General features: G+C 65.6%; 13 protein-coding genes and 1 pseudogene. 6 read left to right on the top strand and 8 right to left on the bottom strand.

Going from position 1 to position 14,760, the window contains the following annotated elements; translation table 11 throughout:
- Nucleotides 1-116 precede the first annotated feature (116 nt).
- From QH270_RS20620 to QH270_RS34700, 3 genes and pseudogenes are all read left to right on the top strand, one after another.
- Nucleotides 117-1,172, top strand: a complete 1,056-nt coding sequence (locus tag QH270_RS20620) for a hypothetical protein (RefSeq protein WP_280344967.1) — start codon at nucleotides 117-119, stop codon at nucleotides 1,170-1,172.
- Between the two features lie 1,406 nt (nucleotides 1,173-2,578).
- Nucleotides 2,579-2,752, top strand: coding sequence for a transposase (locus QH270_RS34705; protein ID WP_432420392.1), 174 nt, complete (start codon nucleotides 2,579-2,581; stop codon nucleotides 2,750-2,752).
- Nucleotides 2,753-2,767: 15 nt separating this feature from the next.
- Nucleotides 2,768-3,331 (top strand): annotated as a pseudogene (locus QH270_RS34700) (IS5 family transposase); the annotation flags it as partial.
- Here the strand turns inward: QH270_RS34700 and QH270_RS20615 are convergent.
- The gene (locus tag QH270_RS20615; RefSeq protein WP_280344964.1) at nucleotides 3,248-3,685 is read right to left on the bottom strand and encodes a nucleotidyl transferase AbiEii/AbiGii toxin family protein; all 438 of its coding nucleotides are present in this window, start codon (nucleotides 3,683-3,685) and stop codon (nucleotides 3,248-3,250) included. The pseudogene QH270_RS34700 and the gene QH270_RS20615 sit on opposite strands and share 84 nt — an antisense overlap.
- 100 nt (nucleotides 3,686-3,785) lie before the next feature.
- Here QH270_RS20615 and QH270_RS20610 point away from each other — a divergent pair, with 100 nt between their 5' ends.
- Both QH270_RS20610 and QH270_RS20605 read left to right on the top strand, forming a co-directional pair.
- Nucleotides 3,786-4,844 carry a hypothetical protein gene (locus QH270_RS20610; protein WP_280344961.1) on the top strand — a complete coding sequence of 353 codons (1,059 nt, stop codon included), beginning with the start codon at nucleotides 3,786-3,788 and terminating at the stop codon, nucleotides 4,842-4,844.
- A gap of 269 nt (nucleotides 4,845-5,113) precedes the next feature.
- Nucleotides 5,114-5,344 (top strand): hypothetical protein, encoded by a 231-nt coding sequence (locus QH270_RS20605; protein ID WP_280344958.1) that lies wholly within the window; start codon nucleotides 5,114-5,116, stop codon nucleotides 5,342-5,344.
- Nucleotides 5,345-5,485: 141 nt separating this feature from the next.
- Here the strand turns inward: QH270_RS20605 and QH270_RS20600 are convergent, their stop codons facing one another.
- Nucleotides 5,486-6,028 carry a hypothetical protein gene (locus QH270_RS20600; protein ID WP_280344955.1) on the bottom strand — a complete coding sequence of 181 codons (543 nt, stop codon included), beginning with the start codon at nucleotides 6,026-6,028 and terminating at the stop codon, nucleotides 5,486-5,488.
- A gap of 412 nt (nucleotides 6,029-6,440) precedes the next feature.
- Nucleotides 6,441-7,205, bottom strand: coding sequence for a hypothetical protein (locus QH270_RS20595; protein WP_280344953.1), 765 nt, complete (start codon nucleotides 7,203-7,205; stop codon nucleotides 6,441-6,443).
- Between the two features lie 694 nt (nucleotides 7,206-7,899).
- Between QH270_RS20595 and QH270_RS20590 the strand changes: the two genes are divergently transcribed.
- A complete protein-coding gene (locus tag QH270_RS20590; RefSeq protein WP_348537675.1) occupies nucleotides 7,900-8,202 on the top strand; it encodes a carotenoid oxygenase family protein in 303 nt (100 codons plus the stop codon).
- Nucleotides 8,203-8,640: 438 nt separating this feature from the next.
- On the opposite strand, the gene QH270_RS20585 is transcribed toward QH270_RS20590, so the two are convergent.
- From QH270_RS20585 to QH270_RS20565, 5 genes are all read right to left on the bottom strand, one after another.
- Nucleotides 8,641-9,897, bottom strand: a complete 1,257-nt coding sequence (locus QH270_RS20585) for a PEP/pyruvate-binding domain-containing protein (RefSeq protein ID WP_280344949.1) — start codon at nucleotides 9,895-9,897, stop codon at nucleotides 8,641-8,643.
- A 51-nt stretch (nucleotides 9,898-9,948) separates the two neighbouring features.
- Complete coding sequence (locus QH270_RS20580) at nucleotides 9,949-10,563, bottom strand: MarR family transcriptional regulator (RefSeq protein ID WP_280344946.1); 615 nt, start codon at nucleotides 10,561-10,563, stop codon at nucleotides 9,949-9,951.
- A gap of 190 nt (nucleotides 10,564-10,753) precedes the next feature.
- Nucleotides 10,754-11,986 (bottom strand): TetR/AcrR family transcriptional regulator, encoded by a 1,233-nt coding sequence (locus QH270_RS20575; protein ID WP_280344943.1) that lies wholly within the window; start codon nucleotides 11,984-11,986, stop codon nucleotides 10,754-10,756.
- 94 nt (nucleotides 11,987-12,080) lie between these two features.
- Nucleotides 12,081-13,445, bottom strand: coding sequence for a PEP-utilizing enzyme (locus tag QH270_RS20570; protein ID WP_280344939.1), 1,365 nt, complete (start codon nucleotides 13,443-13,445; stop codon nucleotides 12,081-12,083).
- A gap of 233 nt (nucleotides 13,446-13,678) precedes the next feature.
- On the bottom strand, nucleotides 13,679-14,659 hold the full coding sequence (locus tag QH270_RS20565) for a hypothetical protein (RefSeq protein WP_280344936.1): 981 nt from the start codon (nucleotides 14,657-14,659) through the stop codon (nucleotides 13,679-13,681).
- Nucleotides 14,660-14,760: the final 101 nt, after the last annotated feature.

Below are 14,760 nucleotides of genomic sequence, written 5' to 3'. Positions count from 1 at the left end.
CCGGCTCGGCGACTCCCCGCGACCCTCTCCCGGTGATCGGGAGACCTTCGGCGCGGCCGCCCGACTCCTGCTACATCGCCAGCTACGCCCCCGCCCCTGGCCTATCCTCCATGGTCATGACCGGCCACCCCGATGTCGGAGCCGAGCTCTTCCGCCGTGATCCCCGCCCGCCCGATTCCAACGAGCGGCGCCGATACGCCTCGGCCCTGATCTGGCGTCAGCTCGTGATCGATGGCCGCGTCGCCCATGACCAGCTGGTCGCCGACCTGCTCGGCATCAGCCGTCACGTCCATCGTCGGTATGCCCACACGTACCGATACCTGCTCCCCGAAGCTCTGCCGGATGTCTCCCGGTCCCGGCTCACCGCCGCCCTGCGTGACACGCTCGCCCGCCTCCCGTCGGAGCCGGCCGGCCCGCTCCCACTCGACCAGGTCGTCATCCGGCTCGTGGCGTTCTTCGGCCCGGTGCCGATGGAATGGCTGCCGGATTCCACCGTCCGAACCGTGTTCACCGAAATGCGGCCCCGTGACGTCGAATTCGACGGCGCCTACTACCTCGCGGCACTGGACCGGATGTCGGTTGCCGACCCGTGGCGGCTGAGCGTCGTCCTGCGCGATGTCGCCGAGGCGAACCTGCTGTGCGTGGCCAGACTGCCACGACCCGACCTTCGCACAGCGGTGCACGCGGCATTCGACTCCACGGACGAGGCCTGGGTCGTCCTGTCCTACTCGGCCGGCGATTTCCCGCCATCGGTCGACATCCCGACCCCGGATGATCCACGACTCCGCACCGGCCTCATCGCACTCGCCGAAGGCCTCCCGGGCGACACCGTCGCGCACGGCCTCTTCCCCAGCCCCCTCACGAAACTAGCCCGCCTGTGCCTGGCGTCCATCGGGCACTACCCGCCCACCGAGGTCCTCGACACGGCCCGGCACGCCTACGACCGAGACCGCCCCTACTGCGCCCACGACGCCGTGGCATGCGCACTCGTCCACCCGCGAATCCCCGCCACCGAACGCGCCGCCCTCATCCGCCACCTGTCGGCCCTGACCTCCGACGGGCAAACGGCCCGCGGATGGCGGGTCCGCAAGAAGTTCTGGCGCATCGTCCGCTGGGCTCGAGGTATCCACACCACACCAGCCGCCGTCGAGCGCGACGCGAATAGCGGTTGAACGAAAAAAGGGTCCGGCTCGAAAGCCGGACCCTTTGTCGAAAGTGGAGCTAAGGGGACTCGAACCCCTGACCCCCACAGAGCCGAGCGACTCGACTACCAGATGCGACTTTAGACTACCAGAGCGTTGCGCAAATCATACCCTGACCTGGACAGATGCCCGTTCTCGACAACTCTTCGCAACTCTGCGCTACGACCGACGACGGCGACGTCGAGCGAGTTTGTTGGGACTTAGTTGTGAGTCCGCCGGGTTCCACAGCTCGCCAGATCAGTGCGGGCAGCCCCGCGGCGGCTTCCTCGTTCGTAGCTGTGAACCACCTACGCGGCACGGCGCCGGGATGTCGCGTCGTTGGGCCGCCATGAGCGCCTTCGGCGTCCGTCATCTCCGGCACAACTGCGAAGGAGGCACCGTGCACTATCCCATCGACGCCAGCACATTGGCGTCGACGCAGAGGATTCTCGCCGGCTTGGCCTCGAGCAACCTCTCGATGGCGCCTGTCTACAATCCGCACCGCAAGTCACGGATACCCTTACTGCGCAGGGGTTTCCACTACAGGCAGTCACAATCGCAGGCTGGCTTGACGCTGCCAACACGATTCTGGCTTTCCTGCACACGGCCACCCGCTGCAATGGCCTGATCCTCGATGCCACCGCACGCCAGTTCGACCCGATCTTGCCAGCGGCCTGGATGACCACCGAAACGACTACCTAGTGGCCCGGGCGGCTGCTACCGCGATCGAGCACGCCAGCATCTGGCGGACATCGTGACCTTGCAGGCGAATACGGTCGGCGCTTTGAGCAACCGCGTCACCTGGTATTGGGGCTCAGTCAGGGCCAGAAGGATCCGAACTGACGATGTCCGTGCAGGCGCGGGCGACCTTCCGCGCTACTCTAAGTCCTGGGACGTTCCAAGCTTAAGGGTCTGACCCACTACAAGTCTCTCTCACCGGACCTGAACCGACGTGAGGGGGTAGCGCGGACCGGACCGTGCGGTGGTACTCATTCCGTGCCAAGTACGCCGACACATGGACCACCCCCATTCCAGCACCACCTCACTCCGCCGCGACGCAGTTGATCGTTGCTCCAATTACGACACATGCTGATGCCTCACAGACCCAGCGCAAGGGCAAGCCGGTTCTCGTCGAGGTCTCCGCGCTGCTCGTCGATCAGGCGACGCAGGACGGCGCAGAGCGGCTCAGCCATCGGACTGGAGGCGGGAGCTGGTCCAGGTCAGTGTCGATGACGATTCGTACCAACAACACGACCGCAGCGGCGGGTGTGACGGTGTCAGGCGGCGCGTTGCACCCGGGGACTCGTGTGCTGTAGAGCAGTCCATTCTCGGCAGGTGCGCCAAGGCCTAGGCCCTGTCCTGTAATTCGTTGTGCTGGGTGGTGTTAGCTGTAGAACGTGGTTGGTCGTGGCGAGTTGACGGACCGGGCATGGGCTCGGATCGAGCCCATGCTGCCGATATCGGGCCGGGGCCGACGGTGGCGTGATCACCGGCAGGTGATCAATGCGATTCTATGGAAGCTCCGGACCGGCACACCGTGGCGTGACCTGCCCGAACGATATGGGCCGTGAAAAACCGACCACGAGCGGCTGCGGATGTGGACCGTTGACGGCACCTGGCAGGCGATTCTGAATGAAGTGATCGTCAAGGATGACTCGATCGGGCAGATCGAGTGGATCTCAAGTGTGGATTCCACTGTTGTCCGGGCTCACCGACACGCTGCCGGCGCCCGGAAAATGGGGGGCGCCACCAGCGCAAGCATCGCCGTGGGCGGGGAAGCGTTCGGCCGGTCGCGCGGCGGGCTGAGTACCAAAAGCCACCTCGCAGTCGACGACCGCGGCCTGCCGATGCGAGAGCTGCTCACACCCGGTCAGGCCGGTGACAACCCCCAAATCCTGCCGCTGCTCGACGGGATCAGCGTTGCCCGCACCGGCCCGGGCAGGCCGCGGACACGCCCGGGGGCCGTGATTGCCGACAAGGCGTATGCACATCCATCGACCCGAGCCGCACTGCGCCGCCGGCGAGTCAGATTCGTCAGTCCCGAACGAGACGACCACACGTTCCGATCACGCCGGCGGTCGCCTCTTTGCCTTCCATGGCGTCCTGGCCAATGCCGATGTGCTCATCCACGGCATCGCGCACTCGCTTGAGCGCCTTGCCGCGGGTTCCGGTGCCGGCGCCCATGTCGGGAACACCACGAGTCGGTCGATGTCCTCGGAGAATCGTTCGATCAGTCCGTAGACGCGCGAGATCGACGTTCCGCCTTTGAAGATGACGGTGAGCAGGCCGCTGTCGGTTTCCCCTGTCACCTCCACGGGGAACGTCGCTGCTCGCAGAACCTCCGTGGCCCAGAAGTCCTTGTCGAGTTTTCCGACCTTCACTGAGTATTCGAATGTCCCGACGTGCGAGCCGTCGACGCGAACATGTAAGCGGCGTGGAAGTTGCGGATCATTAGCGAAGCGAAGCTTCGAGCGTTGCGACGGGCCGAGTGAATCCAGGAACATGGCATCCCTGTGCGGGCCAAGACGTGTCGGCCCCCCGCAGTATCCTGGCGCTGCTCGGAGGTTGCCGGGCAGAACATCTTGGGGCGAGGAGCCATTCATTTTGAGCGCGAACCAGTATCGAAGCCAGCTGAACAACAAGCGCAAGCAGCGCGTCGACGCAGAGAAGAAGGCCGGTGAGTTCCGGACCAAGGAGTCGAAGAAACGCGCCGAAGCTGCGGGAGCGCGATTGGCGGCCTCGAAATCCAAGACCGACTCGACCGTGACGAGCAAGCTCCGCGAGGCCGAGCGTAAGGACAAGGAAGCCGAAACCGCCGGGAAGGAAGCCGGCCGGTGGCAGCTGCGGGCCAGCACCTATGCCAAGAGCGAGGCCGATCTCCAGGCCAAGCTGGCCAAGGCCGAAAAGTCCGAAGCCGATGCCGCCGAGACCAAGCGCAAACGGGAGGAACAACGGGCTCAGCGCCTCGCCGCAGGCCAGCAGACCGCGCTCGAATCCCGACTCACGAACACTGAATCCGCAGTTGAGCATGTGCTGCGCCGGCTGCCGGCGCCAAAACCCGAGAAGCTGCGAGTGCTGATCCTCGGGGCTGCCGGCGAGGGCGATCTCCGGGTGGGTCGCGAGCAGAGCCGGATCCGCAAGGCCGTGGATGCAGCTCTTCATCGCGACCAGATCGAGTTCGATGTTCGTTCTGCGGCGACGCCTTTGGACCTGCTCAACGGGCTCAGCAGGTTCTGTCCGCATGTGGTCCATTTCTCCGGTCATAGCGATGACGACTTCTTGGTGTTCGAGCAGGACACCGACGATCCCAACTCGGGCGTGGACGTCACCGCCGGTGCGTTCGCCCGCGCGATTCAGGCGACCGACACTCCGCCGCTGCTAGTGCTGTTGAACTCGTGCAACTCCGCAGCTCAGATCGATGATCTCGTCGAGGTCGTGCCGTTCGCGATCGGGATGGCCGATGAGATCGACGACGGCGACGCGATCAACTATGCCGCCCAGTTCTATTCCTCGATCGCCGACGGCCAGTCGATCAACTCCGCTCACCTGTCCGGGCGATCAGCCCTCGAACTCGCGGGGTTGAGCGGTGCCGACCTGCCGACCCTCCAGTGGGCCCCCGATGTGGATCCGAGCGTGACGATCCTGGTCAAGGCCATGGAATAGCAGCGACAACACCGACCGCCTGGGCATTCGTTCCTGATGCCCGGGCGAGTGCGACGTGTCTGCGGATCCCGGGGAAGCGGCTCGACTCGTGTGCCCGAGCTGGTCTGATCGGTTGCGCCCTCGGCGATCTGGGCTTCCAGCGGCGAGACGCGGTTGTCGAGGAACCGGTTGTTGTCCCGGGCTCCGCGCAGACGGTCCTGCAGGCCCTGCTTGTCCTGTGTGAGCTGCCTGACCTGGGCCTTGAGCGTCGTGTTCTCGGTGATCAGCCGTTGAACGCCGTCTTCGGGGATCTCGGCCTCGAGATCGCGGACCTGACCCACCGGCTCCCCGATCGTCCTGCGTTGCCGGGCGTTCTCGTCGTAGGCGTCAGCGACGGCGTCCTCGGCGTTGAGCGCGCGCTCGCGCCAGCAGGTCTCGATGTGGACCGCATGGTCGATGTCGGCTTGGACTCGGGCGGCCGTCGAACCGGGCGCGCTTCACGAATCAGACTGCCTGCCTGAGGGTTCTGATAGAGGAACGTGCGCGAGACGTCCGCGCGGCGAGCAACCGCGGCAACGGTGATCTGGCCCGCTCGAGCAGCCCGGCCGTCGCCGCGCGGCGCGCTTCGAGCGCGGCCGAGGTCTTGGTCTCGGCGGCCGAGGTCATGCGGACTCCTGTCCCCGTGCGGCCGCCAGGTCCTCGGCCCGGAAGTTGGTCGCCCAGATCCGGTGGAAGTAGTCTTGCGGGCGACGGAGGTCGAGTTTGAGGGCTTCGTCGAGCAGGCCGAGACCGGCCAGCGCCGTCCCGAGGCCGTCGATGGCGCGGGAGGTGGGTTCGAAGACCTGGTGCAGGTAGTCGGCGGTGGCGTCGTCGGGGACGCGTTTGGCGATCGAGCGCCATTGTTCGCGTTTGCGACGCCAGTAGAGCAGGTCGCCGCCGGAGAGCACGAAGTGGTCGCAATTCTCGCAGTTCAGTTTCCAGGGGCAGGCATCGCCGTTGACGACAGGCTGGAAGGTGCAGAACCCGCCCTCGGTCGGCGTGCTGCGCCGCGACAGGTCCAACGACAAGGCCATCGCTTCCTCCCTCGTCACCGGAGACGTAGTGTCCGAGAGCAGTTCTCCGGGCAACGCGGAACCGGGGCCGGAGACCCAGACCGCGGCCAGGACATCTTCCAGGTCTGAGTGCGCGACCTTCGTGTAGTGCATGGCCATCCGGTCCGAGACCTGTCCCAGGTAGCGACGGATGCGGGCCAGGCTCGCGCCGGCGCAGCAGGTTGGTCGCCAAGGTGTGCCGGGCTTGGTGCGGGACGGCCGAAAGCTCCAGTGCGGCAACCCATGCCCGGATTCGGCGGCTGAAGTGGGTGTAGGAGACCGGCCGTGTCATGTCCGGGTTGGTGACGCGGCTGGGAAACAGTGCCAGGCCCGAGCGTTCCTGCGGTGTCGCGGCGCGGCCGCGCCGTTCTTCGAACCGGGCCAGGGTCTTGTCCCGTCGTCGTTCCAGGCGTTGATAGAGGGGTTCGGGGATGCGGATTCCATCGTTGAAGGTTGCCGACCTTGGTTTGGTCGTGCCAGAGCAGTGGCAGCCCGCCGTAGCGGCCGATGCAGTCCAGCCGCAGGCCTATGACTTCGTTGCAGCGCCGGCCGGTGACGATGATCGCTTCCCAAATGTCGCGCAATCCGTCGGCGGCCGGATCGTGGGTCTTGAGCAGTCGGAGATGTTCTCATCGGCCAGGGTGCGGGCGACCTCATCGCTGAAGGGGTTGCCGGACCGGGTTCGGGGCCCGCCGGAGGGGAAGGCTGCGATGAAGCCGGGGTCGAGGCCGATCTCGGCGGCCCGTCCGGTTTCGAGGGCGCGGAACAGGATCTTGCGGATCTGGTTGAACGTGATCCGGCGGCTGATGGTGTTGACCGTCGCGGGTTTGCCGTTCGCGGTGACGACGCCGAGTGCGACCAGTCCGTGTAGTTCGCGGTGGCGTTGGTCGGCAACGAATCGTTGGGCGTGGGCCTCTCCCAGCAGCCGGGGGTTGTGCCCTTCCTCGGGCGCGTCGGCGGCCAGGAAGGCCCCGAGTTCGTTGCAGGCGCGGCGCAAGGTGTCGAAGGTGTTGCGGCTGCGGGGGCATTTCGGGGAACGCAGCAGCTCGGCGAGGTGCTCCCAGAGCAGATCCCGCAGCCAGCGTTGCGGGATCGTCGTCAGGTCGAAGTGGCGCTGAGCGCGTTGTAGTCGGCGACCGAAGTGTTCGGTCTCGATGAACCCTACGTCCTTGGCATCGGAAGGGCTGCAGTAGATCAGCCGCAGACCGTCGGCGATTTCCCGGCCGATGTGCCAGACCGCGCGCAACCCGTCGTGGAGACCGCCGAAGTCTTCGGCTCGCAGGCCGGCCATGATCGAATGCCTGTCCCGTCGACAGAGATTGGCCAACCGCTGCAGGAAGCTCAGCTCCAGGAGGTGTGACGCTTGCTCACCCCGTGCGCGTAGAGGCCCCACTTGAACTCGGCCTTGACCAGCGGCGGCAACCCGACGAGGTTGATGATCCCGAGGCGATAGGCCGGATCTGCCTCGGCGCACCACCGTCGGACGACGCCTCGTCATCACAGACCAGAACCGGCCATTTCGAGCGCGCCGGATCTCCCGTCCAGGCCGTATCGGCCCGCGCCCCACCAGGTTTGCCGTCGCGCCAGTAGCGCCCCCGGTGGATCCCGCAGAGCCCCCAGGGTCCAGATGCCAGGTCGGGACAGACCTTGACGCGGCAAATGCCGAACCCTGGCAGCGGGGCCTGCTCGGCGATCCATTGCTCCATATCGGTGGCGCCGGTCGCCCTGACGTGGTGGCGCCAGCGCTGATCATGTGCCCAGCAAAGAACCGCCCGCCGCGTCGGGGTCGGGCGATCGGGACAGACTCGGCAGATCCTCGGGTTCGGTTCCCTCGGTGGCAATCCGAGGCTGTGCAGCGTTGAGGAATGCTGACCGGGTCTGCCCGGCCGCGTGGGCCGAGTTCCATTCGTGCCGGTGGGCCGCGCAGAGGGCTTCCTTGCTCGTCTTGACTCGTTCGCAGTGCTCGACCATGCAGCCCCAGCCCCCTGGACCCGCGACCTTCGCACTCCCGGATCTACAAATACGACTTTACCTATGGCGGTTCGCGCCAGGTGCTGGGGTTGCCCGCCGAAAATACCTGCGGGGAATTGGTATTCGTACCGCGCGCCAACAGTCAAAGCGACGACGGATACCTGATGACCTTCATCCATGATCGCACTCGCGACACCAGCCATCTGGCGATCATCGACGCCGCAGATCTGATCAGCGGGCCGATCGCCGAGATCCGGCTTCCGGTACAGGTGCCCAACGGATTCCACGGCAATTGGATTTCGAGACATCGGGATTGACGTGCCGACCACATCGGTGGTCCGGACGTGCCCGGTGTCTTGCCCAGTGACAACGAAGCTGATCCGTCCATCCGAGATTTGACGAACAAGGCTTGGGAGAATTTGTACCCCAGAACGTTAGTCAGCGGTGGGCCACGGCGTCATCTACATGACTTCAGAGCGCCGCATGATCTTCGCTGAAGCAACGATTCCGCTGTTGCCCAGTCCCTCGATCGCGATCGCCTCGACACGACTACCTAACACTCCGCGCGTCAGTAGATTGTGCACAGTGCCGAACACTTCCAAAATCGGCTACTTCCGACGGTGCACGCAGCCGTTTCGGTGAGGGTCGCCAACAATGTCCTTTCAATTTTCCGCCAGCACCCCCAAACGTTCCGGTATCTGGGTCAAGCCACACTTTCGTCGACCACGATCAGCTAAGAGAGAGCAGGTAAACGCTCACGCGAGCGCGCCCTCAAGCACCTGACCGGCGCCCGCGTCGATGGTCACGGTCGCGCCTTCGAGCGGTGTGAGCACTCCCTCGCCAACTCCGACGATGCAGGGAACGCCGAGCTCACGGCTGATCACGGCCGCATGCGAAGTCGCTCCGCCGATTTCGGTGAGCACGCCGGCAACGACTGACATCGCGCTCACGTCATGAGGGCAGGTGGTCGGCCGAGCCAGGATCACGTTCTCGCCGGCGAGTGCGCGCGTCTCGGCCTCGTCCACGTCGGTGACGATCACGCCACTGACGACACCAGGACACGCGGGACGACCGGAGGCGAGGATCCTCGCGGCTGCCCGCACATCTGCGTCTACTCCCGAGCCGTCACCGGCGGTGCGGATCTTTGCCCGGCGGCACTGCAACAACCACAGCCTTCCGCTCTCGACGGTGAACTCGATGTCCTGGGCTTCCCCGGCCGAGCGGTCCAGTCGCCGTGCAAGCTCAAGCAACTCAGCATGTGCCTCGGGGACCGTGTCGTCCATCGCGGTGAGTGGCAGCGGATCGAAGTTGCCGGAAACGACGTCTTCGCCCTGCCCTCGGGGGAGCCATTCCCCGTAGTGGCCCGCGCTGGCACCGGTGGGGTCTCGGGTGAAGATCACGCCGGTGCCCGAACGGTCATCGAGGTTTCCGAACACCATCGTCTGGATCGTGACGGCGGTGCCGCCCAGCTCCGGGATCCCGCGCTCCTGCCGGTAGTGGTCGGCGCGCTCGGAGTGCCAACTGTCGAACACGGCAGCGATCGCGCGCACGAGCTGCGCCCATGGCTCGGCCGGTGCGGGCTCTCCGACAACCTTGTTGAACTGCTCCTGGAACCGCGCCCGGGTGTCGGCGGCGTATGCGGTGTCCCCTGTCGCGGTCGCCAGTGCTTGCTCGGCCGCGTTGGTCATGCCCAGGTTGAGGATGGTGTCCATCATGCCGGGCATGCTCGCGGGCGCGCCGGAGCGGACCGACACGAGCAGCGGCCATTTGCCGCGGCCGAACGTTCGTCCTGTCTCTTGCTCAAGCCACTGCATGGCGTTGGGAAGCTGGTCGAGGACATCCTGGGGGATTGTTCGGGCGCCGTCGTAGTATCGCGTGCACTCATCAGTGGTGATCGTGAATGCCGGCGGGACCGGGATGCCATGGCGGAGCATCTCGGTAATGCTCCACGCCTTGCCGCCGAGAATGTCGCGTCCGGCGTCGAGCTCTCCCGTCAATGCTACGACTGCCATATTCCCTCGACCTTCCTCGCCTTTACCGATGGACCGTATGTGTCTGGGAGCTCAGTACGCACGGCCAGCCGTCGCCTCGTCGAGCCGATTGCGGCCAGCCAGGTGAATGAGTTCCTCATGAAGCTCGAACCACACGGTGTGGTAGCTGTCGATGATCGGCTTCAGCAGCCACTCTGACTCGCCCGCCTGAACCAGGTTGAGCGCGGTCTGCAACCGCGGCCCGTACAACGCAAGACGCGACACCAATTCGCCGAGCCTGTCGATGATCGGGGTGATGCGCTCATGGATGCCGGGCAGCCTCGCCAGGACCCGTTCGTCGTACTGGGCGTCGAGGTGATCGTTGGGCTCCTCGCCGCACGTTTGCCAGTCAAGGGCCAAGGATTTGAAGTCTGCGTTGACCGGGTTGAACCGCTCGTAGAGCTCCGCCGCCGCGCTGCTGTCGACGCCGGCCCGCTCCTGCACGAGGAGCGCGTCGAGGCGTTCGCGCGCCGACGGTAGCAGCATGTGGGCGCCGCGAATCTCGCGGGTCTCGGCGCTAGCCGCCAGCGTGGTGATCACCGACTCCACTTCCGCAGTCGGTAGGCCGGTAGCCGTCGCCAAACCGTCGATGGTTGCCCGGCCCTTGAGCCGGAGCGCCCGCATAACGGCCAGTTCGCTGTCGACCATGATCCCTACTTCCTGTTTGTCGTGCCCTCGCCGACTCCACGCATCGCGATCCCTTAGACAGCCCGAAGCACGCCGACCGTCCAAATCGAGGTGCGGGAGATGCCGCTTTGTCGGTGCCGCGATCGTTCTGCGCGTTCGCTCTAAAACGTGACGCGGCTAACAGGGAAGTTACGACTCTTATAATGGGAAGTCAAGACTCTTCTGCGTGGCTTGCGGCGCGGCGACTGCGGGTGATGAGATCGGACATGGTCGCGATCGTCCGTGAGGGTTCAGCGACATCCTCGCGCGGCAGGAACCAGTCATCGAGGACAGCAGCTGCCATCAACATCGCCAAGGCAGCCCGGATGCGGAGCTCCGGTTCATCTCCGGGGTCGACGCCATCGAGCGTTTCCTGCTGCGACACCAGCTCGGCAAAAGTCGAGGAAAACCACGCGGCTACTGCGGCGTTCACGTCTTCGTGTGCCGGATCGTTCGCCACCCCCATGAGGATCCGGAGCAGTTGACGATTGGCGACCAGGGTCGAGTACAGGTCTGCGACGAACTCCATCTGACGAGCGCGTCGATGCTCGGGGGCGACGGCTGCCCATCGGCGGCTCACCGATCTGAACGCGTCGGCAAATGGCTCGAGTACCGCCTCGATCAACAGGTTCGACTTCGAGCCGAAGTGGCGAAACAACGCCGACTCCGACGTGTGCGCCGCACCGGCGATGTCGAGATAGGTCGTTGCCGCAAAGCCCCTCTGCGCGAACGACTGTGCCGCACCGAGCAGCAGCGCTTCGCGAACCTCGTCCGGGTTGCGCCTCCGACCCGACGGCTTCGTCGGCTCACCCATGGGCACCGGCTCGGTCGGCCTTCGAGCGTGACGAGTCGCGCGGGCCGACGACCCTGTTTCTCCCCGGCTGGCCATGTTGCCGAGCACCTCGGCCAGCCTAGCGGGATCGTGGCCCGGCGGAAGGAACCAGTCCTCGAGCGCCACCATTGTCGTGGTCGTAGCGACCAACAAGCGAAGCACCAGGTCCCCGTTCTCAGCGGCTGGCGCACGCTCCGCGTAGCGGCGGATCTCGTCGAACCTAACATCGAGACGGCCGCCGAGCGCGGCCATCAGTGCGTCACCGTCAGCGGACTGCAATGTACTCAACAGGGCACGCAGGCTCGCACGGTGCACGCGTAGCCGCACTACGAGGGCAGCGGCGAACCATGGCGCGGGCTGACGACCGGCCGCCACCGCCGCTTGGAAATCCTCGGCCAATACGGCGGCGAACTCCCCGAACGGCTCGATCACGGCCTCTGCGAGCAGTTGCGCCTTTGAGTTGAAATGGCGGAACAACACCGAGGTGGACACACCGGCGGCAGCGGCGATCTGGCGCTGCGTGGTGGCCTCGTAACCCTGAGCGGCGAACAACTTCTCGCCGGCATCGACCAAGCTCCGCCGCACCTCTGAAGGACTACGGCGGCGACGTCGATGTACCACAGCCCCTTCGCCCACACCGACAATCTAACCATCGCGACCGCAGTCCTCAGGGACCGCCGCAGGGTTTCACGAGCTCAACCGTGCCGGCGAGGCCGTCGACCCGGCAGATGTCACCGGTGCGTAGTTGCATGGTTCCATCGATGGTCCCCATTACGCACGGGATCCCCAGTTCGCGCGCGATCACCGCGGCATGACTTTGCAGCCCTCCTATGTCGACGACAAGTGCCCCCGCGAGATACATCACCGAGGCCCAGCCCGGGTCCGTGAACCGAGCGACCAGAATCTCGCCGGGGTCGATGTCGTCGGAGTAGGGGTCGAGGAGCACCCGCACGGGCGCCTCGACCACACCGGAGCTGGCACCGCAGGCGACGATCCGAACCTCCCGCTCCTCGCGATCCTGAGACTCGATCGCGGTCGGCTCCGGCCGGGCTCGCCAGTACGCCGGAATCGTCAGGCCCAAGTAACCCTGGCGTAGCGCACGTCGCTTCGCGATGGTGTCGGCATACTGACCGTCGTTCGCCGCCACCAACTCCTCGACGGTTAGGTAGAAGACATCGGCCGGTTCGGCCACGATGCCGGCCGCGACGAGGTGCGCTCCGATCTGTCGGGCAGCGGCGCGGCCGACGTCGATGGCCCGCAACGACGCGGCCTTTGCGGTTCCGCGCAGTGGGATCGCCCCGGCGGCAAACTTGAACACCGCGGCGGCAAGTGCGCGTCTGTGACGGGGAAGCCGGGACATGACCTCTGCGCGGGCTGTAGCCCGCTCGGCTGCCCGGGCGGCGTCGCTACGGGCCGGACTCTGCGCTAGGTCCTGATTGCGGTACTGCTCACGAAGCCGCTCGACCGGCGACGAATCCTCGCGCCACGACCAGCAGTCGAGTTCACCCTGCAGGGGCGCGTACGCTCCATGCTCGGCGAGGAACTCTTCCACGGTGATCTCGTCGCACGACAGTGCCCAGAGTCCCTCGACCACCTCGAGTTCGGCATGCGAACCGTAGCCAACGAGCAGCTTGTCCGTGAGTTCTTCAGCCCCTGCCGCTGTGGCGATCTTCTGGACCGCCTCGAACATCGGCTGCACCACCGCCATCTGAGCGATGATGTGGTCGGAGGTGAAGTCTTCGTACGCCTTCTTCGCTCGACGAAGCTGTTCGATGGCAGCGGGAAGCGACATCGTGGCGGTGGCGCGGGTCTCTTCGAACCACCACCGTTTGGCATACTCGAGGGTCCGGTGTACCCGTCTCGATGCGGTGGCCGCCGCCCAGGGCAGCTTGGCTGCGATGACAGGGTATCGGCTCCGGGTGGGGTTCGAGACGAACCCTTCCGGGATCGCCCCGAACCATTGCTGCGCCATCGCGGCACCACTGGTGCCGGGAAGCCGGTCCGCCATCGCACCGAGGAAGTCGATGTTCACCGCGGTCCTGCCGTGGAAGATCCCGACCCCCCAGTTCCGAGTGTCCAACGGCAGGCGCGCTTCGTCTCGCCTCGCCGCGCCGATCGTCCGGAATGCGCGGCGCATTCCACGTTCCAGGCCCGGCCCGGAGAAGGACCATGTAAGCGGGGTGAGCACACCGGGGAGAGCCTCCCCGAGGTTGGTGGTCGTCCACCAACCGTGCGGGCTCCAGTCGCCGTCGAGCGGGTCGGAGTTCACCGGACTGGTGCGCTTCGCTCGGTGAGGCCGTAACCGATCTCGCCGTCCCATTCGAAACGGGTCTTGCTCTCGTACATGAGGTGATGACCGTCGGTGCGAGTACCAGGGACCCAGTCATTGGTTCCGCACATGCTCAGCGGCAGCGACTGCAGGATCTCCGCCCGAATGGTTGTCGGCCCCTCCGGACCCTCGAGTTCCAGGGTGTAAGGGTCCTGGGACTGAGCTGCAGACGCGAGCAGACTCGCGCCGGGCGACAGGACGGTGGCCTCCACCAGACCGTCCCGGTTCCCGACGACGGCATAGCGCAGGCAGGTCCCCTCCGCAGAGGTCACGTCCATCGCCATGAACACCCGTCCGCTGGGAAACTCACCGTGACACCACGAGTGAAGCTCGAGGTCGTTGATGTCGCGCGGACCGACGGAATGATCCCGCATCCCGGTGCCGTCGAAGTCGAAAAGGGTGCCGTCGACTGTCACCATCCCGCGCAGCCCGACGTGCTGCTCGTAGTGACCGTGGGCCCAGAACTCTTGACGCATGCCGCCGATCCCGAACGCGGGCCCGATCGCACGCAACGTGAGGTCCAGCTCCGCCTTGACGTGCACTCCATCGGCGAGCGTGTTCGCCGCGAGCTCCTTGGCCGTCACCACGCGGACGCTGCCCCGGAATCGCAGGTCCCACTCCTCGAAAGGCTTCCGGTAGACGTAAGTGACGGCATTGGCCGCCGGGCCCTCAGGCCTGTCGCCATAGGCGAAGCCACGGTGCACGGCGAAGCGCCCGTCGGGAAGGTAGATCACACACGTCTCATCCCACAGTTCGGGGTCGAACTGTGCACGGGCGACATGTACGAAGACGCCCAGCCGATTGTTCGGATCGTATCCGGAGCCGTGGAAGCTCTCCGTCCACAGCGGAACATCCTGAATCGGTTGCAGCCGCTCAGCTTGTGCATCGAGCGGCGGGTCTTGGACTGTGCGAGTCATGGGAACCTCTCAGAGCATCGTGTAATGAAGGAAGTCTCGACTCTCATTGGCTGGAAGTCAAGACTCTCTCTTCTGGCAATCTCTCGGCAACGCCTCGCTCG

The organism is Nocardia neocaledoniensis, from assembly GCF_029868625.1.
Taxonomy (GTDB): domain Bacteria; phylum Actinomycetota; class Actinomycetes; order Mycobacteriales; family Mycobacteriaceae; genus Nocardia; species Nocardia neocaledoniensis_A.
This window is presented reverse-complemented; position numbering and strand designations above follow the sequence as displayed.